Source organism: Pseudomonas synxantha BG33R, from assembly GCF_000263715.2.
Lineage (GTDB): Bacteria > Pseudomonadota > Gammaproteobacteria > Pseudomonadales > Pseudomonadaceae > Aquipseudomonas > Aquipseudomonas synxantha_A.
In genome coordinates this window covers 5,933,050-5,959,474 of record NZ_CM001514.1, presented here as the reverse complement: position 1 = coordinate 5,959,474, position 26,425 = coordinate 5,933,050, and the positions used below count along the sequence as shown (strand labels likewise).

Sequence of the window (26,425 nt, the reverse complement as noted above, 5' to 3'; positions counted from 1 at the left end):
GCCTCGGCTTCAACGATACAGGTACTCAAATGAAGCAATATCTCGAACTGCTGCACGACGTCGTGACCAATGGCCTGACCAAGGGCGACCGTACCGGCACCGGCACCAAGGCCGTGTTCGCCCGTCAGTATCGGCATAACCTGGCCGACGGCTTCCCGCTGCTGACCACCAAGAAGCTGCACTTCAAAAGCATCGCCAACGAACTGATCTGGATGTTGAGCGGCAACACCAACATCAAATGGCTCAACGAAAATGGCGTGAAGATCTGGGATGAATGGGCCACCGAAGACGGTGACCTGGGCCCGGTGTACGGCGAGCAATGGACCGCCTGGCCTACCAAAGATGGCGGCACGATCAACCAGATCGACTACATGGTGCACACGCTCAAGACCAACCCCAACAGCCGCCGCATCCTGTTCCACGGCTGGAACGTCGAGTACCTGCCGGACGAAACCCAGAGCCCGCAGGAAAACGCGCGCAACGGCAAGCAAGCCCTGCCGCCGTGCCACTTGCTGTATCAGGCGTTCGTGCATGACGGCCATCTGTCGATGCAGCTGTATATCCGCAGCTCTGACGTATTCCTGGGGCTGCCGTATAACACCGCCGCGCTGGCGTTGCTGACCCATATGCTGGCCCAGCAATGCGACCTGATCCCTCACGAGATCATTGTCACCACTGGCGACACCCACGCTTACAGCAACCACATGGAACAGATCCAGACCCAGTTGGCGCGCACGCCGAAAAAGCTGCCGGAGCTGGTGATCAAGCGCAAGCCTGCTTCGATCTACGACTACAAGTTCGAAGACTTCGAGATCGTGGGCTACGACGCTGACCCAAGCATCAAAGCCGACGTGGCTATCTAACGGCCCATCGCGGTAAAAAACTGTGGGAGCTGGCTTGCCTGCGATAGCGGAGTGTCAGGCGACATCAATGTCGCGGGCCCACCGCTATCGCAGGCAAGCCAGCTCCCACATGGGTTGCGTGTTCGCTTGAGTTTAGTGGCCGTGGCTTCGGCCTACATGCGAAGGCTCGGCCTCACTGGCCGCAATCCCGCCGCTGACTTCCAACTGCTGCAAGATCCCGCACTGGTTCCCACCGCCGCAACGTTGGCGCAGGTCCAGCAGTTGTTCCTGCAAGGCCAACAATCCATCAATCCGCGCTTTCACGTGGTGGATATGTTCGTCGATCAACGCATTCACGCTTTCGCACTGGTCCTGGGGGCTGTCGCGCAGCCCTAACAGGCTGCGGATTTCTTCGAGGGTCATGTCCAGGCTGCGGCAGTTGCGGATAAAGATCAGCCGCTCGGTGTGCGCCTGGGTATAGACCCGGTAGTTGCCCTCAGTGCGCGCAGGCGGTGGCAGCAGGCTTTCCTTCTCGTAATAACGGATGGTTTCCACCGGGCAGTCGGTGAGTTTGGCCAGTTCGCCGATCTTCATCGCAGCAATCTCCAAATGGGTGCTTGACCCTATAGTGGCTACAGGGTCTTTACTTGGCAACAGGCACCTTTACGGACGCGACCTGATGAGCCACTCCATTCACACCCCGCACAAGCACGACCACAAGCACGATCATGACCATGCTCATGACCACCCGCACGATCATGGTCACGATCACCCACATGATCACGCCCCGGCAAAACTCACGCCTGTGGATAGCCACGGCCACTCAGGCTCCTGCTGTTCCGGCGCTGCCGGGCCTGCCGTGGTGACCCTGAGCGAAGCGCCCACCGCTGGCTCGCGCTTGAGCACCTTCCGCATCGAAGCCATGGACTGCCCCACCGAGCAGACGCTGATCCAGAACAAGCTGGGCAAGCTCGCCGGCGTGCAGCAACTGGAATTCAACCTGATCAACCGCATCCTCGGTGTCACCCATGACCTGCCGAGCACGGCGCCGATCATTGCGGCGATCAAGTCCATCGGTATGCAGGCCGACCCTATCGAGGAAGGCAGCCCCACCGCCGCGCCGCCGGCCAAGAAGCATTGGTGGCCATTGGCAGTGTCGGGCGTGGGCGCCCTGGGTGCCGAAGTGCTGCACTTCACCGGTGTGGCACCGACCTGGGTGATCGCACTGGTGGCGCTGGTGTCGATCCTCAGCGGCGGCTTGACCACCTACAAAAAGGGCTGGATTGCCCTGAAAAACCTCAACCTGAACATCAACGCGCTGATGAGCATCGCGGTGACCGGCGCCATCCTGATTGGTCAGTGGCCGGAAGCGGCGATGGTGATGTTCCTGTTTACCGTGGCCGAGTTGATTGAGGCCAAGTCCCTGGACCGGGCGCGCAATGCCATCAGCGGCTTGATGCAGATGACCCCGGAGCAGGCCACCGTGCGCCAGGCTGACGGTTCATGGTTGGAACAGGAAGCCAAAAGCATAGAACTGGGCGCGATCGTGCGGGTAAGACCCGGCGAGCGTATCGGCCTGGACGGTGAAGTCACTGCCGGTCAATCCACCATCGATCAGGCACCGATCACAGGGGAAAGCCTGCCGATTGAAAAGACCATCGGCGATAAAGTCTTCGCCGGCACCATCAACCAGGCCGGTTCCCTGGAGTACAAAGTCACTGCGGCGGCCAACAACTCGACCCTGGCGCGAATCATCCACGCGGTGGAACAAGCCCAAGGCGCACGGGCGCCGACCCAGCGCTTTGTCGACAGTTTTTCCAAGGTCTACACCCCGGCGGTGTTCCTGTTTGCCCTGGGTGTGGCGGTGATTCCGCCGCTGTTAATGGCGGGCGTGTGGTTCGACTGGATCTATCGCGCCCTCGTGCTGCTGGTGGTTGCCTGCCCGTGTGCCTTGGTGATCTCCACACCGGTGACCATCGTCAGCGGCCTGGCCGCCGCAGCGCGCAAAGGCATCCTGATCAAGGGCGGCGTGTACCTGGAGGGCGGTTACAAGCTCGACTACCTGGCGCTCGACAAGACCGGCACCATCACCCACGGCAAACCGGTGCAAACCGATTACCTGCCGCTGTTCCCGAATCTTGAAGACAGCGCCCCGGCCCTGGCCGCCAGTTTGGCCGGGCGTTCCGACCACCCGGTGTCCCTGGCGATCGCTAACGCGGCTGTGGATAAAAACCTGCCAATTCATGCTGTGGATAACTTCGAGGCTCTGGCCGGGCGCGGTGTGCGCGGCGACATCAATGGCCAGACCTATCACTTGGGCAACCACCGCCTGGTGGAAGACCTCGGCCTGTGCTCAGAGGCGCTGGAAGAAAAACTCTTCGCCCTGGAAAAACAAGGCAAGTCCGTCGTGCTACTGCTGGACAAGTCCGGCCCCCTGGCGCTGTTTGCCGTGGCCGACACAGTCAAGGACAGCAGCCGAGAAGCCATCCAGCAACTTCACGACCTGGGCATCAAAACCCTGATGCTCACCGGCGACAACACCCACACCGCCCAGGCGATTGCCACCCAAGTCGGCATCGACCAGGCCCAGGGTGACCTGTTGCCCACCGACAAGCTGCAAGCCATCGAAACCCTCTACGGCCAAGGCCATCGGGTGGGCATGGTCGGCGATGGCATCAATGACGCCCCGGCTCTGGCCCGTGCCGAGATCGGCTTTGCCATGGCAGCGGCGGGCACTGACACGGCTATCGAGACCGCTGACGTGGCGCTGATGGATGATGATCTGCGCAAGATTCCGGCTTTCATTCGGCTGTCGCGGCAAACGTCGAGTATCCTCAAGCAGAACATCGCCCTGGCGCTGGTGATCAAGGCAATTTTCCTGGCCGTGACCTTCATGGGCATGGCGACCATGTGGATGGCGGTCTTCGCCGACATGGGCGTGAGTTTGCTGGTGGTGTTCAATGGCCTGCGCCTGTTGCGCAAATAGAGGATGAGAGGGTGGTGTGCTGAGTGCTGAGTTAAAGGCGTTTTTCATGGTCGCCCGCTTGGGCAGTATCACCCAGGCGGCGAAAAAACTCGGCCTGAGCCAGCCCACGGTGACCACCCAGATTCGCAACCTGGAAAGCCAATACGGCGTTGAGCTGTTCTATCGCGGCGGCCGTCGCCTGACGGTCAGCGACGAAGGTGCGCGGCTGTTGCCGATGGTCAAGACGCTGTTGCAGCAGGAAGCGGATATCGAGTTTTTCCTGCGCAACAATGGTCAGGTCCAGGGCGCGCTGCGGATTGCCGCGACGGCGCCGTATTACATTCTCGACCTGGTCAAAGCCTTTCGTGAACGCCTGCCGCACGTGGAAGTGTCGGTGGAAATCGGCAACTCCCAGCAGGTGCTCGAAGCGCTGGATGATTACCGCGTCGACGTTGCGGCCTCTTCGCAATTGCTGGACGACCCGCGCCTGATCCGCCGCGTGCTGGGCACCGACCCGCTGGTGCTGGCGGTACATCGCAATCACCCGTTGGCCAAGCTTGAGCATGTGTCGTTGAGCGCGCTGGCCGGGCATACGCTGTTGATGCGTGAAGCCGGCTCCACCACCCGCAGGCTGACCGAAGAACTGTTGAAAAGCGGCGGCGTGGGGTATGGGCCGTTGCTGGAGATTGGCAGCCGTGAGTCGATTCGCGAGGCGGTGCTGCGCAATATCGGCATCAGCATCATTGCTCGCCAGGAAGTGCCCCATGATCCGCAATTGCGTGTGCTGACCATCGAGAATGCGCCGCAGATTCCAGAGTATCTGTATTGCCTTAAAGAGCGTAAAGGTGCGCGGCTGCCGGCGGCATTCCTTGGCCTGGCTCAGGAAATGTCGCCAATTTAAGTTCTGTGGCTGGCTTGAGGGCCAATCGGGAGCAAGCCCCCTCCCACATTTTGACCGCATTCTCATGTTGGAACCCAGTCAACTGTGGGAGGGGGCTTGCTCCCGATAGCGGTAGGACAGGCAACTCATCTCCATGAGTCCTACACAAATCCACCAATACCACTATCACCTCCTTTTGCCTTTCTGCCACACCAACTACGCATTGCCTCCCTAGCATGGCCTTCATCCGTTCGATGAGGTGCCTTGCATGAACACAGCCCTGACCCAACCCGGCGCGCCCATGAAGGTGCGCGGGATCCAGAAACGCTTTGGCGCTTTCACCGCGCTGGACAGCGTGTCCCTGGACGTCGCCGCCGGCGAGCTGGTGTGCCTGCTGGGCCCGTCCGGCTGCGGCAAGACCACGTTGCTGCGCTGCATCGCCGGCCTGGAGCGCCAGGATAGCGGTGAGCTTTACCTGGGCGAGCGGGACGTTTCCCTGCTGCCGCCCCAGGCGCGAGACTACGGCATCCTGTTTCAGTCCTACGCGCTGTTCCCCAATCTCACGGTTGAAGCAAACATCGGCTACGGCCTCACAGGCAGCGGCCGCGATGAAGTGCGCAAGCGCGTCGGGCAGATGCTTGAACTGGTCGGTTTGGTCGGCAGCGAAAAGAAATACCCCGGCCAACTCTCCGGCGGCCAGCAGCAGCGCGTCGCTCTGGCCCGTGCATTGGCGCCGGCCCCTTCGTTATTGCTGCTGGATGAACCGATGTCGGCCCTCGACGCCCGTGTGCGCGAGCATTTGTGCACCGAGCTGCGCCAATTGCAGCGGCGCCTGGGAATTACCACCTTGATGGTGACCCACAACCAGGACGAAGCCATGTTGATGGCCGACCGCATTGCCGTGATGAACAACGGTAAGGTCGAGCAGTACGCCACGCCCCAGGAGATCTACGGCCGCCCGGCCACGCCGTTCGTGGCCGAGTTTGTCGGCCAGGGCAACTGGTTGCCGTTCAGCCGTAGCAGCGCCAGCCATGCCCAGGTCGGCGGAATGAATATGCGCCTGGCCGACGATGCGGGTGTGGCCAGGTCGGGCCGCCTGTTCTGTCGCCCGGAAGCGATCAGCGTCAACCCGACGGTGCATGAAGAAAACCTGTTCCCGGCCAAGGTTCGCGAAATTACCTTCCTCGGCAACCGCTGCCGCATGAGCTTTGAGCTGGAACAGTTGCCGGGCCATCCGTTGCTGGCCGAACTGGCACCCGAAGCCATGCCACGCCTGGGCGCCCAGGACATCTGGGTGGCCTTGCCGCCGCGCAGCCTGCAGGTGTTTGCCTGAGATGGCCGCCGTCATGACATTGCCGGTACCGCGTCAGGTGTCCCGCGCCGAGTGGGGCGACCGCCTCTTTGTAGTCGGCGGCAAATGGCTCTGGCTCGGCCTGTTGGTGGTGGCTGTCCTGCTGCCGTTGCTGGCGATCTTCTGGCGCGGCTTCAGCAGCGAAGCCGGGCAGGGCGGTGGCCTGGTGGCAGCGCGGGAACTGCTGACCAGCGCCAACTTCCACTGGTTGCTGGGCAATAGCCTGAAAGTTTCCCTCAGCGTGGCGGCCATCGTCGTACCGCTGGCCTACCTGTTTGCCTACGCCCTGCAACGTACGCTGATTCCCGGCAAGACCGTCTGGCGCGGTTTGTCATTGCTGCCCTTGATGGCGCCGTCGATGCTGCCGGGCATTGCCCTGGTCTATCTGTTCGGCAACCAGGGCATGTTGCGCGGCTTGCTCTCGGACAATATCTACGGCTTCTGGGGCATTGTGCTCGGTGAAGTGATCTACACCTTTCCCCATGCCTTGATGATCTTGCTCTCGGCGCTGTCCCTGGCGGATGCACGCTTGTTCGATGCCGCGTCGAGCATGGGCGCCAGCCCGGCCCGGGCGTTTCGCAGCATTACCTGGCCGGCCACGCGCCAGGCAGTGTTCGCCGCGTTCTGCCTGGTGTTTACCCTGACCATCACCGACTTCGGTGTGCCGGTGGTGGTGGGCGGTGATTACCAGGTGTTGGCGCTGGAAGCCTACAAGGCGGTGGTCGGTCAGCAACAGTTCGGGCGCGGCGCGTTGATCGGCATGGTGTTGCTGCTGCCGGCACTGTTCAGCTTCGGCGTGGATGCCTGGTTGCGCCGTCGGCATGGCGACTCGATGAGCGGTCGCGCCCAAGTGTTTCTGCCCGCGCCATCGCGGCTGCGCGACGCTTGCTACCTGGCCATCGTGTTGCTGATTTGCGCGGTGTTGCTGCTGGTGTTCGGGATGGCGGTGTATTCGTCGCTGGTGAAGTTCTGGCCGTACAACCTGTCGCTATCGCTCAACCACTACCAGTTCGAAGACACCGCCGGCGGCGGCTGGCTGGCCTACCGCAACAGCCTGACCATGGCGCTGTGCACGGCGTTGATCGGCAGTGTGCTGATCTTCACCGGCGCCTACCTGATGGAGAAGACCAAGGGCCAGAAGGGCCTGAACCTGGCGCTGCGCATGCTCAGCTTCGTACCGATGGCGGTGCCGGGGCTGGTGCTCGGCTTGGGCTACGTGTTCTTTTTCAACCTCAACGGCAACCCGCTGCACGTGTTCTACGGGAGCATGGCGTTGCTGGTGGTGTGCACCATTGCGCACTACCTGACCACCGCGCAGATGACCGCGACCACCGCCCTGCGCCAGCTGGACGCCGAGTTCGAGGCGGCGGCGTTGTCGCTCAAGGCGCCGTTGTACCGCCACTATTGGCGCGTCACGGTGCCGATCTGCCTGCCGGCGCTGCTGGATATCCTGCGCTACCTGTTTGTGTCGGCGATGACCACCGTGTCCGCCGCGATCTTTCTCTACAGCCCCGACACCATCCTCGCCGCCGTCGCCGTGCTGAACATGGACGACGCCGGCAACGTGGGCGGCGCGGCGGCCATGTCGACCCTGATCCTGTTCACCTCAGTCGGCGTCTCGCTGTTGCTGGCGTGGGCCTCACGTGGCGCGCTGCGTCGCTCCCAAGCCTGGCGCCAGACCGCGCCCGGCCAATAAAACATCCCTGAAGGAGGTGCTCCATGTTCAAGCCCCTGGCGCTGGTCGCTGCGGTACTCACGGCATTCAGCCTGAATGCCTTCGCCAAGACCGAATTGACCGTGTACACGGCCCTTGAAGCCGAACAGTTGAAGACCTACAAAAAAGCCTTCGAACAGGCCAACCCCGACATCGAGATCAAGTGGGTACGCGATTCCACCGGCATCATCACCGCCAAGCTGCTGGCTGAAAAAGACCGCCCGCAGGCTGACGTGGTGTGGGGCCTGGCCGCCTCAAGCCTGGCGATCCTCGACCAGCAAGGCATGCTCGACAACTACGCGCCCAAGGATTTGGACAAGATCGGCAAAAACTACCGAGACGCCGCCAACCCGCCGGCCTGGGTGGGCATGGACGTGTGGGCTGCGACCCTGTGCTTCAACACCATCGAAGCCGAAAAGCAGGGCCTGACCAAACCGGTGAGCTGGCAGGACCTGACCAAGCCTGAGTACAAGGGCAAGATCGTCATGCCTAACCCGGCATCGTCCGGCACGGGCTTTCTGGATGTCAGTGCCTGGTTGCAGACCTTCGGCGAGAAGCAAGGCTGGCAGTACATGGACGACCTGCACCAGAACATCGGCCAATACGTTCACTCCGGCTCCAAGCCGTGCAAGCTGGCGGCGTCCGGTGAGTTCCCGATCGGGATTTCCTTTGAATACCCGGCGATTCAACTCAAACGCCAGGGCGCCCCGTTGGACATCATTCTGCCCAAAGAGGGCCTGGGCTGGGAGATCGAAGCCACCGCCGTAGTCAAGGGCAGCGCACACGCCGATGCGGCAAAAAAACTCGCTGACTTTTCCGCCAGCCCAGCGGCGATGGAGCTGTACAAGGCTAACTTCGCCATCCTCGCCCAGCCGGGTATCGCCAAGCCGCAGACCGAATTGCCGGCCGACTACGAGCAGCGCCTGATCAAGAACGACTTTGCCTGGGCCTCGAAAAATCGCGACAGCATCCTGGCTGAATGGCGCAAGCGCTATGACGGTAAGTCGGAGAAGGTGGCGGGTCAGTAAGGTTTTCGTTAGGGCTTATGGCCCCTTCGCAAGCAAGCCAGCTCCCACATTTGAAGGTATTCACACATCAAAATGTGGGAGCTGGCTTGCCTGCGATAGCGGCTTCGAATTCAGGACATCACTCCATGACACACCACAGCGACCTGCTGATCATCGGCGCCGGCATCCTCGGCCTGTCCCACGCTTATGCCGCCGCCAAGCGCGGCCTCAAGGTCAAGGTGTTCGAGCGCAGCGCCACACCGCTGGGCGCCTCGGTACGCAACTTCGGCCAGGCCCTGGTCACCGGCCAGCCGCCGGGCCCGATGCTCGACCTGGCACGGGAAAGTCGCGACATCTGGGGCCAATGGGCGCTAGCAGCGGGCCTTGCACTCAAGCGCAATGGCTCCTACCTGTTCGCCCGCACCGAGGCCGAAGAACAGTTGCTCGAAGCCTTTTGCGCCGGGCGTGCCCGGGAGCACGGCTATAACGTGGAGCTGCTGCAAGGCGCTGCGATGAAGGATCTCTACGCCGGCCAGTTCCGCCATCACCGCGCCGCGTTGCATGGCAAGGACGATCAGCAACTGTATTCCCGCGAGGCGATCCCGGCGCTGATCCATTACCTGAGCCAGCACCTGAGTGTGGAATTTCACTTCTCCACGCTGGTACGCGACGTCGAACCGGGCCAATTGCACAGCACGGCCGGCAGCTTTCGCGGCGAGCAGATCATCGTCTGCTCCGGCCACGACTATCAGACCCTGTTGGCCGAATCCATCGCCCCGCTCAACCCGCAGACCTGCCGCCTGCAAATGCTGCGTGCGCGGCCGGTGCTGAACCTGAACCTGCAACACGCCCTGCTCACCGGCTTGAGTTGCGTGCATTACGGCGCTTTCGCCGACCTGCCGGAGGCCGCTGCAGTCCAGGCGCAGATCCTGCGTGAAACGCCGCATCTGCAGGAACACGGCATTCACCTGTTGATCAGCCCTACACCCCATGGCGAACTGATCATCGGTGACTCCCACCATTACGACAGCGACCCGTCGCCCTTCAATGCCGAGCAGGTAGATGACTGGATGATCGAGCTGGCCGAACAGACCCTGGGCTGCAAAATCCAGGTGGTCGAACGCTGGCAAGGCGTCTACGGCGCTCGCGGGCCCGGGCCGTTCTCGTTTGTGCAGGCGGCACCCGGTGTCAGCGCCGCGTTGATGCATACCGGCGTGGGCATGAGCGTTGGGCCGGCGATGGCCGAGCGAAATATCAGTACCTTGTGGGGAGAGACGTGATGAGCCCGGAACAGGCGATTGCCCAAGTGTTTGGCTTGTACGAACAACATGGCACGGCCGATTACATCGGCGAACCGGTGTCGCAGATCGAGCACATGTCCCAGGCCGCGCAGTTGGCCATGGCCGAAGGTTTTGATGATGAGGTGGTGCTGGCGGCGTTCTTCCACGACATCGGCCATCTCTGCGGCCAGGGCGCCGAGAACATGGGCGGTTATGGCGTGGTCAGCCATGAGCGGCTGGGCGCGGATTACTTGCGCCGTGCAGGCTTTAGCGAACGCATGGCCAAGTTGGTGGAATATCACGTACCGGCCAAGCGTTACCTGACCTTCAGCCAGCCGGGCTATTACGCGGGCTTGAGTGAGGCCAGCCGGCGTACCCTGGGATATCAGGGCGGCGTGATGACGGCCGAGGAGGCCCAGATATTTGAGCAGGATCCGCTGTGCCAGATCAGCCTGCGCATGCGCCACTGGGACGAGCAAGCCAAGGAAACGCAGGTGCCGGTGTTGGACTTGCAAATACTCAAGTCCAAGGCTGCGAGGCTACTGGCTACGTAGAGGGGTCTCACGCAATACGCAGATACGCCGCCTAGAGTACCTGTTGTCAGCTCATTAAGGTGCTTGCTTCTTCAATTAAAGGAAGCAGTACGGATGCATTACTTAAAAGCCATTGCCCAGGACCTCCACGGCAACGGTCATGCCGATACGGTCATTTTGCACTTTTATCAGCAGCGGCCCGGTCGCCCCGATGAGCTGATCTACGATATCGTCGGCCAGGAAATGACCCTGGGTGCGAAGTGGGGAGGACATAGCAAGGCCGGTGCGCTGGACCTGGATAAGCGACGGATCGCGACGTTCGCCGACAACTTCTTGAAGCTCAATTGGTTCAATACGGCAAGCTATTGGCAGCGCTCGCTCGTCCTGTACGTGGATGATTTTGGCGAGGCGGGGTGGCCAGCCTCGGTGACGCTGGAGTTCCGAGAGAGCAAGGCGTCTGGGGGGAAAGCTTTGCTGGTCTCCACCGCCATGGGTTATGACATCGACAGCGACGGAGTGCTGGAGACGTTTACCCATAGTGATATCGATCACAACGGGGTTGCCGACAAGGCTGACAAGGCCTTGCTCAGGACGTTGTGCAAAAGCTTCCTGGCGTTTGAGTGGTATGAAACGAAGGAGTGACCATGCGCTACTTAAAAGCCACCGCCCAAGACCGAAGCGGTAATGGAAAGGTCGACACCGTTATATTGCACTTTTTTGAGCGTCGAGATGGCGAGCCGGATGAATTGAGTCATGAGGCCCTGGCCGTAGATATGGACGGCGACTCTGTTATCGATGTGCAGTGCGCCGGCGATATCAATCGTGATGGGCAGCGCACTATTCGAGATAAACAATTGCTCAAGGCATTTGCGAATACGTTTATAAAGTTTGGCTGGTTTAATAAAGGGGATAGCGCTCAACGTACCTTGACCCTGTATGTGGATCATTATGATAAGCAAGGCAAACCTAATGCTATTAAGTTGCAGCTCAATGATATGTTGGGCGGTATTCGCAAGGAGAGCCTGACGTGCAATGCCGCTGCTTATGACGCTGACGGTAATGGTGTGCTTGAGACCTTTACTAACAGTGATATCGATAGGAACGGTATCGCCGACACAACCGATAAGGAATGGATCCGGGCGCTGGGCACATCTTTTCTGGCAATGCAGTGGTACAACAACAAGTCTAGTGTTTGAACCTGGCTAAGCATTGAGTTAAAGCGTTTGGAATTGTTGATGGTGCGACCTTAAGTAAGGCGCAACGCTAAATAAAAGGAGCAGTGCGAGTGCGTTATTTGAAAGTTGTTGTGAAGGACCAGAGTTCCAATGCCCAGACAGATACTGTGAGTCTATTTTTTATTCAGCGTAATCCAAAACTACCCGATGAAGTGATGCGTAAAGCTACAGCCGTTGATATCACGGCTGACGGTTTGGTTGACTATCAAGTCACTGGAGATATTGACGGTAATGGTATTGTCTCAGGCCAGCAGGACAGGGAGCTGCTTAAGGACTTTGCTAACAGTGTATTGAAACTGAGTTGGCTCAGCCGACCGGCAATGTCAAACCGATCGATAAATTTCTATGTGAGCCGCTTCGATAAGGCAACCAATCCTGTTGAAATTCGATTGGATTTCTATCAGAGTGAGAAACCAATGATTGGCAAAAATAAACTTGTAATGAGCGTCTCCGCTTGCGACTACACTGAACGTGGGGTGATGCGACTGGATGAAGAAGAGTTTCCCGACGGCCTGTTTGATACGGTAGATCGAGACGCTCTGCAGCACATGGTCAAGTTGTACACCAAGTTTAATTGGTGTTAGCCATCAGTGATTGTTGCTCTTTTTAACGTTTGGCGGTAGGCGTTGAGCACTGGATAGGGGGCGGATCTTTGAAACGGCTGACCCATACCGAGATCGACAAAAACGGTGTGGTCGATCAGGCCGACAAAGAACTGATCCGTTCCCTGCGCAGCAGTTTTCTTGCGTTCAAATGGTAAAAAATAACAGCGGTTGACCTGCGTCTACTGATAACAGCCAGTGCAAACTCATACGAAAAATAGGGAGTCGACGGCTAGAGGTGCGGACGTAAGTAGTATTACTCTCTGTGGTTCTTCAGCTATTAAAATGAGAGTACGTAATGCGTTATTTGAAAGCGACCGCCCAAGACCGTTGCGGCAATGGCGTGGCCGACACGGTCATTGTGCATTTTTATCAACGTCACTCCACAGGCATTGACGAGTTGCATCATGAGGCTGTCGCAACGGATATTGACGCCGATGAGATCGTGGATTTTCAGTGTTCCGGCGACATAAACTTTGACGGTAAAAGTGATGTCGTTGATTATTGGTTGCTCAAGGCATTTGCCAATACGTTCCTGAGACTGAACTGGTTTAACAAGGGTGAAAGTTGGCGACGTACGCTCATGGTGATGGCGATACAAGACGAAGCCAACGGTCTTCCCCACGGCGTGCAGTTAAACTTCCTGGATCGCCGCCACAGCCCTCTGCGTAAACCGGTACTTGTTTACCAGGCCGCCGGATACGATACCGACCATAACGGTGTCTTGGAGTCATTTACCGCTGGCGATGTGGACAGAAACGGCGTCGCTGACAAAGACGACACAGCGTTGATCCGATCCATGTGCATCAATTTCCTTGCGTTCAAATGGTATGACCACGCTCATCCGAGTTTGAATAAATTTGAACAAGGCGTCGATCAATGCGCTATTTAAAAGTTTTCGCACAGGACCATACAGGGGCTGGCCGGGCGGATACTGTAGTGCTTCAGTTCTACCAGAGCACGCAGGGTATTCAGGACAGCCTGGTCAAACAAGCCATTGCCTACGACTTCCCAACTGACGGAAAAATCGACTACAGCAGAGGGGACGTGACGAATGACGGTCGGGAAAGCCGGCTCGATAAACTGTTGTTGGACAGGTTTGCCTCTGCCTATTTGAAGCTCAACTGGTTTAATCCTGGGACGGCTTCCACGCGCTATCTGAAAATCTTCTCCGAAGATTTCTACAAGGACGGTACGCCCGACACTGTGCGTCTGCACGTGCAGGAGGAGGCCGGGATCAACGAACCTCATACGTTGGTCGCGTGGAATGCCGCTTATGACTTTGATAACGACCAAGTGCTCGAATGGAACATTCATTTCGATGTCAATCATGACGGTGTGATCGATGATCTTGATCGGGGTTTGGTCCACCAGTTGGCGGAGCTCTATTTGTTGTTCAGCTGGCACGAGCCTGAAGCCTTTGAGGTCAAGGTCTTGGATATCCCAGCCTCTTGAGCATTGAGTCAGGTGTCTCTCCACTCAATGGGCATTCACTATTATTGATCCTTGAGTGCCTGCGCCAATGCTTGAAGCTGCTCCTGACGTTCAGCCTGGTTTAACTTTGGCTGAGCGTTGAGGGATGACCATTGCGGATAGGCGCGGGCCTTGTGCAGTGCGTCGGGCAGCTTGCCCTCGCGCCAGGTTTTGTCCTGGGGCGTGTCGACCTTGATGCTATGCATCGCCGCATGCCCGCGCAGACTAAGGGCCTTGAGCAACTGACGTTGGCGCAAGGCGAGCAGGCGCAGCACGCTGTCGTCGACGGTCAGCTCGCGTTGGCCTTTGATCTTGCCCAGCAGGCGGCTGCCATAGCTGCGTGCGGTTTGCAGGGCGCCACCGGCGATAGCGCCGGCCAGGGCCGCGGCGCCGAGGGTCAGGCCGCCGACCAAGAGATCCACGCCAGCACCGGCAGCGGCACCGGCGGCGATTCCGCCACCGACCCGCACGCCAAGTTGCTTGAGGGTTTCGGGGTTGAACAAGTCATCGCCCCAGCGACCATCAAGCAACGGTAGATCACTGGCGGCGGCATCCTGTGGGCGAAAGCCGAACAGTTTGAGCAGGGCTTCAACACACTTTTGTTCTCGTTGGCGCACCGCTTTGCGCAGATCGCCGATGGCTTGCTGCTCATCTTCGGTGACGACGCTGCGACGGCAGGCCGCGCAGTCGATCAGCAGTTCGGCGATCAAGCGTGCGGCGCTTTGCTGGCGGGCCTGGCGTTGGGCCTCTTGATCGAGGATCAGGCGTTCCAACTGCGGGCGGGAGTTTTCCAGCAGCAGGGCCAGGCTTTCATACAGGCGACGTTCACCGTCTTCCGGCGGCGCCACGCTGTCGAAGCGCACCAGCGCGTGCAGGCCGAGGCGGGCCAGGGCTTCGCGCCAGTCCGGCTCGCGCTGGTCGCTGCTGGTGACGAAGTTGAGCACCGGCAACAAGGGTTTGCCGCAACTGGCCAGCACTTGCAGCTCATCGCGGTACTTGGCCAGTACTGGCTCGCGGGCGTCGATCACATACAGGCCGGCGTCCGAGGCGAGCAGTTGGCGCAACACCTTGGCTTCCTGTTCGAACCGCTGGCGTGCTTCGCTGCCCTCCAGAAAACGCGCCAGGCGAGCGGGACCGTCCAGGCGTTCACCGGGGCGATCCAGGCGCTCCAGATAGTCGAGCAGGGCGATGGCGTCTTCCAGGCCGGGCGTGTCGTACAGCTCCAGCAAGGCTTCGCCATCCACCGACAAGCGCGCGCCTTCGACATGCCGCGTGGTGCTGGGGCGATGGGAGACTTCGCCGAAGCCCACGTCACGGGTGAGGGTGCGCAGCAGTGAGGTCTTGCCGACATTGGTGTGGCCGACCACGGCGAGTTTCAGCGGTTTAGTCATGCCCGGTCTCCAGCCAGTTCAGTGGTGCGCAATCGGCAAAGGGCAGCTCAAGTTGTTGCAGTGCGGTGTGCCAGTCACCCAGGCGTTCGGCGTCCAGCCCCTGGCCGGGCGGCGCTTGCAGCAGCCATACACGGGTGGCGGTGGCGCTGCGCGCCAGTTCGGCGATCAACGCCAGGCTGCCACGGTCCGGCGAGCGGCGCGGGTCGCAGACGATGACCAGACGTGCGGGCGGGAAACGGCTGAGTTGTTCCAGCAGCTTGTTTCGCGATTCACGGCTGTCGAGGATGCCGGCGTTCTTAACGTTGCTGGGCAGCTTGGGTGGCCACGGGTGGTGATCGTCGAGTTCGATGGCCACCAGCAAGGCGCCGTCGCTGTCCATCTCGCTGACGCCGCCGCTGACGTGGTGCAGCTGTTCGGGCGCGGCATCGTTGACCCCAAGCCGTTCGCTGCTGGGCATCAGGCGTTCGCGCAGTTGGGTGTAGCCTTGCAGGTTGAGGTCCAGGCGCAACGCCGCACGCCCGATTTTCCAGCGCCACAGGCAGAACAGGGCGAGGATCAACCGGGGCAGCAGGCCGTAGACCAGCAATACGCCCACCAGCCAGGCGGCCCAGGCTTGGCGGGCGTTTTCGATATTCAGGGCTGAATCGCCGCTGGCACGGATCATGTCGACGGTTGGCACATTGAAACCCAGCAAAGCGGGCAGGCTGCCGAGGGCCTGGGTCACGGCGACAAACGTGTCGGCGCCGAGAATGGTGGTTTCCCACACAAAGCCGTAACGACGGGTGGCGAGCAGGGTCAGCAGGATCACCATGGCGCTGAGCAAGGCCAGCAGCCACAGGCTGTTGACCAGCACACCCACCGCCCAGCGATTGAGTTTTTGCCGTTGCAACAACAGCAGCAACGCTGGCGCCAATTGTGCGGCTTTGGCGTCACGCGCCAGTTTCTCGCTGAGCCATAACCACAGGCGCCCAAGGCTGGCGCTGTGTTCGCCAGCAAACAGCAGCCCCAGGGCCCAACTGACCAGCAGGATCAGGTTCAACCCGAGCAGGCTGCCCAGGGCCCAGAACACGTTCACCGGCGTCAGGCCATTGCCCAGCGCCGCGAACGCCAGACCGGCGCCACTGATCACGGCCACGACCGCCAGTAATACCAGCGCCAGGCGCGCGCCTTGCAGCCAGCGCGTGAGGGCACCGGTCAGGCCATCGCGCTCGGCCAGGTGCAAGGCGCGTTGGGTAATACGCGTCGACAGGTCGCCCCCGGCCGTGCGGGCCAGGCGGTTGGCTTCCAGGTCTTCCAGGGGGCCGGCGTGTTCTTCACGCAGGCGCACGGCTTCTGTCAGCCAGAGTGTGTGCAGAGGAGTCAGTGCAGTCACGCGCCATCCTGTTGTTTCAGTGAAGGTGGAGCATAACCGCTGACTCGCGGCTCTGGTATTCTCGTCGCCATGAAAAAAACTCTCCCTTTAAGCCTGATCGCAGCCCTCGGTGAAAACCGCGTGATCGGCGTCGACAACAGCATGCCCTGGCATTTGCCGGGGGATTTCAAGTATTTCAAGGCCACCACGCTCGGCAAGCCGATCATCATGGGGCGCAAGACCTGGGATTCCCTGGGTCGACCGCTGCCAGGGCGCTTGAACATAGTGGTCAGCCGTCAGACCGATCTGACGCTTGAAGGTGCGCAAGTTTTTCCGTCATTGGAAGCAGCGGTGGAGCGTGCCGAGGAGTGGGCCAAGGCCCAAGGCGTGGACGAGCTGATGTTGATCGGCGGCGCGCAGTTGTATGCGCAGGGACTGCAGCAGGCCGATCGCCTGTACCTGACGCGAGTGGCGCTGAGCCCGGAAGGGGATGCGTGGTTTCCAGAGTTTGATAGGAACCAGTGGAAGCTGGTGTCGAATGTCGAAAATCCGGCCGAAGGTGATAAACCGGCCTACAACTTCGAAGTGTGGGAAAAAGCCTAAAAGCATCGCAGGCAAGCCAGCTCCCACATTTTGATGTGTGAATACATTCAAATGTGGGAGCTGGCTTGCCTGCGATAGCGGTCTATCAGACCTGCGCTAACTCGGCATGCTCATCGGCATTCAACAGCTTTTTATCCGTCTGCCCCATGATCTGGCTGGTAATCGCCCCCGCCGTCATCGAACCATTGACGTTCAACGCCGTACGGCCCATGTCGATCAGTGGTTCCACCGAAATCAGCAACGCCACCAGCGATACTGGCAAGCCCATGGCCGGCAGTACGATCAGCGCGGCGAAGGTCGCACCGCCGCCTACGCCGGCAACGCCCGCCGAACTCAAGGTCACAATCGCCACCAGCGTCGCGATCCACAGCGGATCCAACGGGTTGATGCCTACGGTCGGTGCGACCATCACCGCCAACATCGCCGGGTAAAGACCAGCGCAACCGTTCTGGCCGATGGTCGCGCCAAACGAAGCGGCGAAACCGGCGATCGACTGGGGGATACCCAGGCGGCGGGTCTGCGCTTCAATACTCAAGGGGATCGAGGCGGCGCTGGAGCGGCTGGTGAAGGCAAAGGTCAGTACCGGCCACACCTTGCGGAAAAAGCGCAGCGGGTTGATCCCGGCCAACGATAGCAGCAGGCCGTGCACCACAAACATCAGGCCCAGGGCCAAGTACGACACCACCACGAAACTGCCCAGCTTGATGATGTCTTGCAGGTTGGAACCGGCAACCACCTTGGTCATCAGCGCCAACACGCCGTACGGGGTCAGCTTCATCACCAGGCGCACCAGGCGCATCACCCAGGCTTGCAGGGTGTCGATGGCGTTGATGACCTTCTGGCCCTTTTCCACATCATCCTTGAGCAGTTGCAGCGCGGCCACCCCGAGGAACGCGGCAAAAATCACCACGCTGATGATCGACGTCGGCTTGGCCCGGGCCAGGTCGGCGAATGGGTTGGCCGGCACGAACGACAGCAGCAACTGCGGGATATTCAGGTCGGCGACCTTGCCTGCGTAATCACTCTGGATCACTTGCAGGCGCGCCATTTCCTGGGTGCCGGCCACCAGGCCCTCGGCGGTGAGGCCGAACAGGTTGGTCAGGCCGATGCCGATCAGCGCCGCAATGGCCGTGGTAAACAACAGCGTGCCGATGGTCAGGAAGCTGATCTTGCCCAGGGATGAGGCGTTATGCAGGCGCGCCACGGCACTGAGGATCGAAGCGAACACCAGCGGGATCACGATCATTTGCAGCAACTGCACATAGCCATTGCCGACCAGATCAAACCAGCCGATGGAGGCTTTGAGCACTGGATTGCCGTCGCCATAGATGGTGTGCAAAGCCGCACCGAACAGCACGCCCAAGACCAGGGCGAACAGGACCTTCTTGGCCAGGCTCCAGTTAGTCCGACGGGTTTGTGCCAGGCCCAGCAAGAGGGCCACGAACACCAATAAATTGAGAATCAGGGGCAGATTCATTGAAGCTCCGTTGAGAAGGCAGCCAATCGCGTGAGCCTGCGATTGCGAACCGGGAAGCCTAACAGCTTGAAATATATTGATTTAATACCAATATGGAATGGTGACTGTCGTTTTTGGAATAAGCGTCTGACGCTAGTGCGCATGGCCGTGGCGGAATCAGAACCAAAGCCGTCGCGCTCGGGTGATAAGTGTCACAGGGATTTGTTAGCGTCGATGTCTTTCACTTGAGGGAGACAACGCCTATGAAGCTCGCGCCGAAACTACTCTTATCCGCAGCCTTTTGCCTCGGACTCGCCAGCCAGGCGTTTGCCGCCACCGAGTTGAAACACTGGCCGGCACCGGCCGCCAAGCAACTCAACGAAATGATCGCCGCCAACGCCAACAAGGGTAACTATGCGGTGTTCGACATGGACAACACCAGCTACCGCTACGACCTTGAAGAGTCGCTGCTGCCGTACATGGAAAACAAGGGTCTGATCACCCGCGAAACCATGGACCCATCGCTCAAGCTTATCCCCTTCAAAGACACCGCCGACCATAAGGAAAGTCTGTTCAGCTACTACTACCGCCTGTGCGAAGTCGACGACATGGTCTGCTACCCCTGGGTTGCGCAGATTTTTTCCGGCTTCACCCTCAAGGAACTCAAGGTGCAGGTCGACGAGCTGATGGCCTCCGGCAAGCCCGTACCCGTCAGCTATTTTGAAGGCGACGTGGTGAAAAAAACCGAGATACAGCCGCCGAAAGTCTTCACTGGCCAGGCCGAGCTCTACAACAAACTGATGGAAAACGGCATCGAGGTGTATGTGATGACCGCCGCGTCCGAGGAACTGGTGCGCATGGTCGCGGCCGATCCGAAGTACGGCTACAACGTAAAGCCCGAGAACGTCATCGGCGTGACCACGATGCTCAAGGACCGCAAGACCGGCGAGTTGACCACCGCACGCAAGCAGATCACCGCGGGTAAATATGACGAGAAGGCCAACCTCGGCCTGGAGCTGACGCCCTACCTGTGGACCCCGGCGACCTGGATGGCCGGCAAGCACGCGGCGATTCTCACCTATATCGACGAGTGGAAAAAACCGGTGATCGTCGGCGGTGATACACCCACCAGCGACGGTTACATGCTGTTCCACGATGTGGACGTGGCCAAGGGGGGCATCCATTTGTGGATCAACCGTAAAGACAAGTACATGACCCAGCTTAACGGCATGATCGCCAAGCACGCGGCGGCTCAAGCCAAGGAAGGGTTGCCGGTGACGGCGGACAAGAATTGGGTGATCGTCAAGCCGGAGGAGATTCAATAAGGGCAGTTGTTAGGTGCAAGCTGCAAGAAGAAGCGGATTTGCGTTTTCTTGTAGCTTGCAGCTTTTAGCTGGAAACCAATCGCTATTGCGATTAAATCTCATCCTCTGCTAGCGTGCACACCTCCTGAACCCCACGTTCTTCTCAAGGTAGTGCCGTGCTCTCCTGGAATTCGCAGATCGCGCGCCTGTTCGCGGAGCAGAAGAAAGCCCTCGAAGCCTTCGTCACTCGCCGCACCGGCAGTGCCCAAGTGGCCGCCGACCTGACTCAGGAGTCATTCCTGCGCCTGGCTCGCATGGACTGTGGCGATAAAATCGACAATCTCCCGGCGTTCCTCTTCACCATCGCCAGCAACCTGGTGCGCGATCACCAGCGCCAGGCCATTCGCCGCGAACGCCTGGATGCCGGCGAGCCCAGCGAAGAATTGCCGTGCAGCAACCCGGGTATCGATGAGCAATTGGCTGCCTATCAACAGCAACAGTTGATGCAGGACGCGATTTTGGCGTTGCCTGAAGCGACTCGACAGATCTTCCTGCTCTATCATGTCGACGAACTCTCCTATCGCGAGATCGGCGAACGCCTGTCGATCAGCCCGCGCAGTGTGGAATACCAATTGCGTCGCGCCTTGATTGAATGCCGTGGCTTTATCAAGAAGCGGCTTGCCTGCGATGAACAAGGACGTCGGTCATGACCGCTACCCCCACAGCCGACGAACTGTTCGGCGAAGCATCCGCCTGGTATTTCCGCCTGCAGGCCGAGGATGTCACGCCTGGCGAACTGCAGGCTTTTGCCATCTGGCTGGAGCAGGGTGATGCCCAGGATGCCGCCTGGCAGGAAGTGCAGGCGATGCTCGGTGGCTTGCATGAACCGGCGCGGGTCGTTCGTCGCGCCGAACAGGCTGCCTGGCGCAAGCCCGCACGGCGCTGGTCGCGCTGGGCCTGCGCCGCGGCCGTGCTGCTGGCGGTGGGCCTGACTGTGCAGAACACACCTTGGCTTGACCGCATGCGTGCGGACTATGCCACCGGCACCGGCGAGTCACGCAGCATCGAGCTGGCCGATGGCTCCCACCTGCAGCTCAATACCGACAGTGCCATACAGGTGCGCATGAGTGCGGGCGAGCGCCAGGTGCGGCTGTTGCGTGGCGAAGGTTTCTTCGAGGTGGCCAAGGACCCGGCGCGACCGTTCGTGGTGCAGTCCGGCGACGGCTGGGTGAAGGTGGTCGGCACCCGGTTCAGTGTGGCGCGACGCGATGCGCAAACCCTCGTGCAGGTGGCGCAGGGCAAGGTGCAGGTCAGTTCCGGCAGTGGCACACCGGTGTATCTGGAGCCGGGACGGGCGGTGGAGTACCAGGACCAACGCCTGGCTGAAGTCCACGGTTTCGACCCGGCCAGCGGGTTTGCCTGGCGCCAGCGACAGTTGGTGTTTCGTCAGCAACCGCTGTCGGACGTGGTCAGTGAGTTGAACCGTTACTGGCCAGGCAAAACCCTGGTACTTGGGGATGCGCTGCGCAATCGAGTGGTGTCGGGGGTGTTTGAAATCGACAAACCCGACGCGGTGATCAAGGCATTGGAATACACCCTCAACCTGCGCGCTGAGCACTACACCCCGTATTTACTGGTGTTGCGTGAAGGCAAGGCGTCGTAAGCACATTTTTTTGAAAAAACTTTCAGGGTTTCCCCGCAAGCGTTCGTCCTTGATCACTGAGGCGTAAATAGTAAGCACTCTCAAGTAGTGCGGCGCCGATCACAGACTTTTGCACCGGGGAGCACCATCCATGGCACACCGATTCGCCGCACGGCCCTTGCTGGCACTGGCCATTTCCATGGCTTGTGGCACTGCATCGCTGTATTTGCAGGCCGCCGAGACTACGCAAGCCCAGACGTACCGTTTTGATATTCCGGGGCAGAGCCTGGACGGCGCGTTGGCGGCGTTTTCGGCGGTGACGCGCGTTCAGGTGCTGGTGTCGGGTGAGTTGACCCAGAGGGTGATATCGCCAGGTGTGAAAGGCAATCTCGGTCAGCGCGAAGCGCTCGCGCAACTGCTTGGCGGCACGGGATTGAGCGCGGCGTTTATCAATGCCGATACGGTCACCCTGGAAAAGCGCGTGGCCAGCGGTTCGGCCATCGAAGTCGGCGCCACCACCATCAGCGCCGAACGCCTGGGCGCCACCACCGAGGGTAGCGGCTCTTACACCACGGGCGCGGTGACCCTTGGCAAAGGCGAACAGAAGCTCAAGGACATCCCGCAATCGGTCAGCGTCATGACACGCAAGCAGATGGATGACCAGAACACCACCAAGCTGTCCGAAGTGGTCAAGCGCACCCCCGGCCTGACAGCGACCAAATCCCCTGGGCCCGGTATGTTCATTTTCTCCCGTGGCTTTGAGGTCGGCACCCTGCAATACGATGGCGTGGGCATCCCGCGTAACACCTATGCGTTGGGCAGCTACCTCACTGAAAACATGGCCATCTATGACCGTGTAGAAACCCTGCGCGGCCCGGCCGCCTTGCTGCAAGGCGCCAACAGCCCGGGCGGCACCATGAACCTGGTGCGCAAGCGTGGCCAGCAGGACCCGACCGTGACGATCACCGCAAAAGCCGGCTCCTGGGACCACTACGGCACCCAGGTCGATGCCGGTGGCCCGCTCAATGCCGAAGGCACCCTGCGCGGCCGGTTTGTGGCGGATTACGACACGACGGACTCGTTCGTTGACTATGCCGGTGGCTGGAATCAGACGGTGTATGCCGCCGTGGACTACGACTTCACGCCAGACACCACCGTCGGTGTGGGGGTCAGCAACCAGAAAGGCCACTCGCGCCCCAACTTCATGTCACTGCCCCGTTACGCCAATGGCAGCGATATCGGCCTGCCGCGCTCGACTTTTGTCGGCGCCAGCTGGAACCGCAACGTCAATAACCAGACCCAGGTGTTTGCCGATATCGAGCATCGCTTCAACGATGACTGGAAGGTGAAAGCTGCCCTCGTGGCCATGGATGAACACAACGACGCGACCTACCAGGCGACCTGGGATGAGATTCCCAACCCCGGCACCGCCGGCAATGTGCGTTATGTGGACTGGGTCACCGACTTCAATACCAAGAGCCGTGGGGTGGATGTGTATGTGAACGGCAAGTTTGAAGGTTTGGGCTTGCAACAGGAGATGGTGCTGGGCGCCAACTATTCCAAACTCACCACCAACGACCAGTGGGCGCGAGCAGCGACGGCCGGCGCGGACATTTTCAACATCGATCACAACCGTCCACAGCGCGACAAAAACCAGCTTTTCCAGGCGGGAAATGCTACGAAAAGTTGGTATGACATTCGCCAGAAAGGGGTTTATGGCACTTGGCGCGTCAAGGTTGTGGACCCACTGACCTTGATTCTCGGTGCACGTACCAGTTGGTATGACTATGGCTACACCGACGAGAGCGGTTCCCGGGGTGTGTATGGCGACCCAACCCGCAGCACCACGCAGAGCAATGGTCACGTTACCCCGTACGCCGGCCTGGTCTACGCCCTCAATGACCAATGGTCGGCCTACGCCAGCTACGCTGACGCGTTCGAACCCCAGACCAACCTGACCACGTCTTTGACCGTGCTCAAGCCCATCGAAGGCCAGAACTACGAACTGGGCCTGAAGGGTGAACTGGCGGACGGTCGTCTGAATACCTCGTTCGCCATCTTCCGTTATGACCAGGAAAACCGTGCGGCACAAGACCTGCAAGGCGGCAAAGTCTGCGGCGGCTGGTACTGCTCGCTCGCCTCGGGCAAGGTTCGCAGCCAAGGCTTCGAAGCCACTTTGAGCGGCGAAGTGCTGCCGGGTTTGCAACTGGTCTCCAGCTACACCTACAACACCACCAAATTCCTCAAAGACGACACTTACGAAGGCAAGATCTTCAGCACCTGGACACCCAAGCACCTGCTCAAGGTCTGGGGTGACTACCAGTTGCCGGGCGATTGGCAGCAGTTCAGTGTCGGTGCCGGCGTAACCGCACAAAGCAGCACCGAAGCCTACGACCGCAACTTCAGCGTACCCGGCAATGCACTGTGGGATTCGCGGGTGGCCTACAAGATCAACCAGGAATTCACCGTGGCGGCGAACCTGAACAATATGTTCGACAAGAAGTACTACATCCCTGCGTATAACGCGACGTGGGGCAGTAACTACTATGGCGACCCGCGTAACGTGATGTTCAGCATGACCTACACCCCACAGTTCTAAAGCCTGACGCATCACTTCTGTGGGAGGGAGTAAGCCCCCTCCCACATTTTGATCATCATTGTGCTTGGGGCTATCTCCAGGCATCAAAATGCCCCGCACCTGGCGGGGCATTTTGATGCGCGGGGCTTACAGGCCGTCGAGCATTGCCTTGTTACGTACAGCACCTTTGTCGGCACTGGTGGCCAACAATGCGTAAGCCTTCAACGCGGTAGTGACTTTTCGCGGGCGTTTTTCTACCGGCTTCCAACCCTTTTTGTCTTGCTCAACCCGGCGTGCCGCCAGTTCTTCATCGCTGATCAACAGGTTGATCGAGCGGTTCGGAATGTCGATCAGCACCTTGTCGCCATCCTGCACCAGGCCAATCGCGCCACCGGCAGCGGCTTCCGGGGAAGCGTGGCCGATGGACAGGCCCGAAGTCCCGCCGGAGAAACGCCCGTCGGTCAGCAGCGCGCAGGCTTTGCCCAGACCTTTGGATTTCAGGTAGGACGTGGGGTAGAGCATCTCCTGCATACCCGGGCCGCCTTTGGGGCCTTCGTAGCGGATGATCACGATGTCGCCTTCCTTGACTTCGTCAGCGAGGATGCCGCGTACCGAGCTGTCCTGGCTTTCGTAGATCTTGGCGCGGCCTTCGAAGACGTGGATGGACTCATCCACTCCGGCGGTTTTCACCACGCAGCCATCGAGAGCGATGTTGCCGTACAGCACGGCCAGGCCACCTTCTTGCGAGTAGGCGTGCTCGACACTACGGATGCAGCCGTTTTCGCGGTCGGCGTCCAGGGTGTCCCAACGGGTCGACTGGCTGAACGCGGTCTGGGTCGGGATACCGGCCGGGCCAGCCTTGAAGAAGGTGTGCACGGCTTCGTCGTCAGTCTGGGTGATGTCCCATTTGGCGATGCCTTCGGCGATGGACTTGCTGTGCACGGTCGGCAGGTCGGTGTGCAGCAGGCCGCCCCGGGCCAGGGAGCCGAGGATCGAGAAGATCCCGCCGGCGCGGTGCACGTCTTCCATGTGGTACTTCTGGATGTTCGGCGCGACCTTGCACAGTTGCGGCACGTGGCGGGACAGGCGGTCGATATCGCGCAGGTCGAAGTCGATCTCGGCTTCCTGGGCGGCGGCCAGCAAATGCAGGATGGTATTGGTGGAACCGCCCATGGCGATGTCCAGGGTCATGGCGTTCTCGAACGCCTTGAAGTTGGCGATGTTGCGCGGCAGCACCGACTCATCGTTCTCGGTGTAATAGCGTTTGCACAGCTCGACGATGGTGCGGCCGGCCTGCAGGAACAGTTGCTCGCGGTCGCTGTGGGTGGCCAGTGTGGAACCGTTACCCGGCAAGGCGAGACCTAAGGCTTCGACCAGGCAGTTCATCGAGTTGGCGGTGAACATGCCGGAGCACGAACCGCAGGTCGGGCAAGCGCTGCGCTCGTATTCCGCGACCTTCTCGTCAGAAGCGCTGGAATCGGCGGCGATCACCATGGCGTCAACCAGGTCGAGGCCGTGGGAGGCGAGCTTGGTCTTGCCGGCTTCCATCGGGCCGCCGGAGACGAAGATCACCGGAATGTTCAGGCGCAAGGCAGCCATCAACATGCCGGGGGTGATCTTGTCGCAGTTGGAGATGCACACGATGGCGTCGGCGCAGTGGGCGTTGACCATGTACTCCACGGAGTCGGCGATGATCTCGCGGCTCGGCAGGGAATACAGCATGCCGTCATGGCCCATGGCGATGCCGTCGTCCACGGCGATGGTGTTGAATTCTTTCGCTACACCGCCGGCGCGTTCGATCTCGCGGGCGACCAGTTGGCCCAGGTCCTTGAGGTGGACGTGGCCCGGTACGAACTGGGTAAAGGAGTTGGCAATCGCGATGATCGGCTTCTTGAAGTCGTCATCCTTCATCCCCGTGGCACGCCACAGTGCGCGGGCGCCGGCCATGTTGCGGCCGTGGGTGGATGTTTTCGAGCGGTAATCTGGCATGGAGCACTCCGGGCGGCTAATCACTTATTAATCAGGTGCAAAGGGGAGTGAGCTTCTAATTGACGACTGGAACACCCGAAAAATGGCCGTGTGTCCGGAAGTTGCCACTCGCATCGCGGGATCGCCGCTTGCTTGGGCCTCGAGCTCATAAACCCGCCGGGGGATGACTGGCGATGAATAGGGCCGATTCTACACCGCTGGCGGCTGGAGGGAATGGCCGTAACCTTGA

At 60.1% G+C, this 26,425-nt stretch carries 23 protein-coding genes; 18 read left to right on the top strand and 5 right to left on the bottom strand.

The window, feature by feature from the left end; genetic code table 11:
- Positions 1–29 precede the first annotated feature (29 nt).
- Positions 30–863 (top strand): thymidylate synthase, encoded by an 834-nt coding sequence (locus PSEBG33_RS01510; protein WP_005792328.1) that lies wholly within the window; start codon positions 30–32, stop codon positions 861–863.
- A gap of 132 nt (positions 864–995) precedes the next feature.
- Here PSEBG33_RS01510 and cadR read toward each other — a convergent pair whose 3' ends face one another.
- On the bottom strand, positions 996–1,436 hold the full coding sequence (cadR, locus tag PSEBG33_RS01515; RefSeq protein ID WP_005792326.1) for a Cd(II)/Pb(II)-responsive transcriptional regulator: 441 nt from the start codon (positions 1,434–1,436) through the stop codon (positions 996–998).
- Positions 1,437–1,521: 85 nt separating this feature from the next.
- Here cadR and PSEBG33_RS01520 point away from each other — a divergent pair, with 85 nt between their 5' ends.
- From PSEBG33_RS01520 to PSEBG33_RS01575, 12 genes are all read left to right on the top strand, one after another.
- Entirely contained in the window at positions 1,522–3,828 is a 2,307-nt protein-coding gene (locus PSEBG33_RS01520; protein WP_005792325.1) for a heavy metal translocating P-type ATPase, read from the top strand.
- A gap of 16 nt (positions 3,829–3,844) precedes the next feature.
- Positions 3,845–4,708, top strand: coding sequence for a LysR family transcriptional regulator (locus PSEBG33_RS01525; protein ID WP_005792324.1), 864 nt, complete (start codon positions 3,845–3,847; stop codon positions 4,706–4,708).
- 247 nt (positions 4,709–4,955) lie between these two features.
- Positions 4,956–6,020, top strand: coding sequence for a putative 2-aminoethylphosphonate ABC transporter ATP-binding protein (locus PSEBG33_RS01530; RefSeq protein WP_005792323.1), 1,065 nt, complete (start codon positions 4,956–4,958; stop codon positions 6,018–6,020).
- Between the two features lies 1 nt (position 6,021).
- A complete protein-coding gene (locus PSEBG33_RS01535) occupies positions 6,022–7,734 on the top strand; it encodes a putative 2-aminoethylphosphonate ABC transporter permease subunit (protein WP_005792322.1) in 1,713 nt (570 codons plus the stop codon).
- 23 nt (positions 7,735–7,757) lie between these two features.
- Positions 7,758–8,780, top strand: coding sequence for a putative 2-aminoethylphosphonate ABC transporter substrate-binding protein (locus tag PSEBG33_RS01540; RefSeq protein WP_005792321.1), 1,023 nt, complete (start codon positions 7,758–7,760; stop codon positions 8,778–8,780).
- A gap of 125 nt (positions 8,781–8,905) precedes the next feature.
- Entirely contained in the window at positions 8,906–10,039 is a 1,134-nt protein-coding gene (locus PSEBG33_RS01545; protein WP_005792320.1) for a TIGR03364 family FAD-dependent oxidoreductase, read from the top strand.
- The gene (locus PSEBG33_RS01550; RefSeq protein ID WP_005792319.1) at positions 10,039–10,593 is read left to right on the top strand and encodes a phosphonate degradation HD-domain oxygenase; all 555 of its coding nucleotides are present in this window, start codon (positions 10,039–10,041) and stop codon (positions 10,591–10,593) included. The genes PSEBG33_RS01545 and PSEBG33_RS01550 overlap by 1 nt, the downstream gene beginning before the upstream one ends.
- Before the next feature lie 93 nt (positions 10,594–10,686).
- Entirely contained in the window at positions 10,687–11,214 is a 528-nt protein-coding gene (locus PSEBG33_RS01555; RefSeq protein WP_005792318.1) for a hypothetical protein, read from the top strand.
- Positions 11,215–11,216: 2 nt separating this feature from the next.
- Positions 11,217–11,768: a hypothetical protein gene (locus PSEBG33_RS01560; protein WP_005792317.1), complete on the top strand. Its 552-nt coding sequence runs from the start codon at positions 11,217–11,219 to the stop codon at positions 11,766–11,768.
- A gap of 89 nt (positions 11,769–11,857) precedes the next feature.
- The gene (locus tag PSEBG33_RS01565; RefSeq protein ID WP_157264193.1) at positions 11,858–12,391 is read left to right on the top strand and encodes a hypothetical protein; all 534 of its coding nucleotides are present in this window, start codon (positions 11,858–11,860) and stop codon (positions 12,389–12,391) included.
- A gap of 316 nt (positions 12,392–12,707) precedes the next feature.
- Entirely contained in the window at positions 12,708–13,301 is a 594-nt protein-coding gene (locus PSEBG33_RS01570) for a hypothetical protein (protein WP_005792314.1), read from the top strand.
- Positions 13,289–13,864, top strand: coding sequence for a hypothetical protein (locus tag PSEBG33_RS01575; protein WP_032803745.1), 576 nt, complete (start codon positions 13,289–13,291; stop codon positions 13,862–13,864). Before PSEBG33_RS01570 ends, PSEBG33_RS01575 begins: the two co-directional genes overlap by 13 nt.
- Positions 13,865–13,905: 41 nt before the next feature.
- On the opposite strand, the gene PSEBG33_RS01580 is transcribed toward PSEBG33_RS01575, so the two are convergent.
- Both PSEBG33_RS01580 and PSEBG33_RS01585 read right to left on the bottom strand, forming a co-directional pair.
- Complete coding sequence (locus tag PSEBG33_RS01580) at positions 13,906–15,273, bottom strand: DUF3482 domain-containing protein (RefSeq protein WP_005792312.1); 1,368 nt, start codon at positions 15,271–15,273, stop codon at positions 13,906–13,908.
- On the bottom strand, positions 15,266–16,645 hold the full coding sequence (locus PSEBG33_RS01585; RefSeq protein WP_005792311.1) for a DUF2868 domain-containing protein: 1,380 nt from the start codon (positions 16,643–16,645) through the stop codon (positions 15,266–15,268). The genes PSEBG33_RS01580 and PSEBG33_RS01585 overlap by 8 nt, the downstream gene beginning before the upstream one ends.
- Positions 16,646–16,714: 69 nt before the next feature.
- Here PSEBG33_RS01585 and PSEBG33_RS01590 point away from each other — a divergent pair, with 69 nt between their 5' ends.
- Positions 16,715–17,227: a dihydrofolate reductase gene (locus tag PSEBG33_RS01590; RefSeq protein ID WP_005792310.1), complete on the top strand. Its 513-nt coding sequence runs from the start codon at positions 16,715–16,717 to the stop codon at positions 17,225–17,227.
- 85 nt (positions 17,228–17,312) lie between these two features.
- Here the strand turns inward: PSEBG33_RS01590 and PSEBG33_RS01595 are convergent, their stop codons facing one another.
- Positions 17,313–18,704: an L-cystine transporter gene (locus PSEBG33_RS01595; RefSeq protein ID WP_005792309.1), complete on the bottom strand. Its 1,392-nt coding sequence runs from the start codon at positions 18,702–18,704 to the stop codon at positions 17,313–17,315.
- Positions 18,705–18,946: 242 nt separating this feature from the next.
- Here PSEBG33_RS01595 and PSEBG33_RS01600 point away from each other — a divergent pair, with 242 nt between their 5' ends.
- The 4 genes from PSEBG33_RS01600 to PSEBG33_RS01615 all read left to right on the top strand — a co-directional run bounded on the left by PSEBG33_RS01600 (position 18,947) and on the right by PSEBG33_RS01615 (position 24,228).
- Positions 18,947–20,008, top strand: coding sequence for a hypothetical protein (locus tag PSEBG33_RS01600; protein ID WP_005792308.1), 1,062 nt, complete (start codon positions 18,947–18,949; stop codon positions 20,006–20,008).
- A 155-nt stretch (positions 20,009–20,163) separates the two neighbouring features.
- Positions 20,164–20,697, top strand: a complete 534-nt coding sequence (locus tag PSEBG33_RS01605; RefSeq protein WP_005792307.1) for an RNA polymerase sigma factor — start codon at positions 20,164–20,166, stop codon at positions 20,695–20,697.
- Positions 20,694–21,650, top strand: a complete 957-nt coding sequence (locus tag PSEBG33_RS01610; RefSeq protein WP_005792306.1) for a FecR family protein — start codon at positions 20,694–20,696, stop codon at positions 21,648–21,650. Before PSEBG33_RS01605 ends, PSEBG33_RS01610 begins: the two co-directional genes overlap by 4 nt.
- A gap of 130 nt (positions 21,651–21,780) precedes the next feature.
- On the top strand, positions 21,781–24,228 hold the full coding sequence (locus PSEBG33_RS01615) for a TonB-dependent siderophore receptor (protein ID WP_005792305.1): 2,448 nt from the start codon (positions 21,781–21,783) through the stop codon (positions 24,226–24,228).
- A 126-nt stretch (positions 24,229–24,354) separates the two neighbouring features.
- On the opposite strand, the gene ilvD is transcribed toward PSEBG33_RS01615, so the two are convergent.
- Positions 24,355–26,196, bottom strand: coding sequence for a dihydroxy-acid dehydratase (gene ilvD, locus PSEBG33_RS01620; protein ID WP_005792304.1), 1,842 nt, complete (start codon positions 26,194–26,196; stop codon positions 24,355–24,357).
- Between the last annotated feature and the right edge of the window lie 229 nt (positions 26,197–26,425).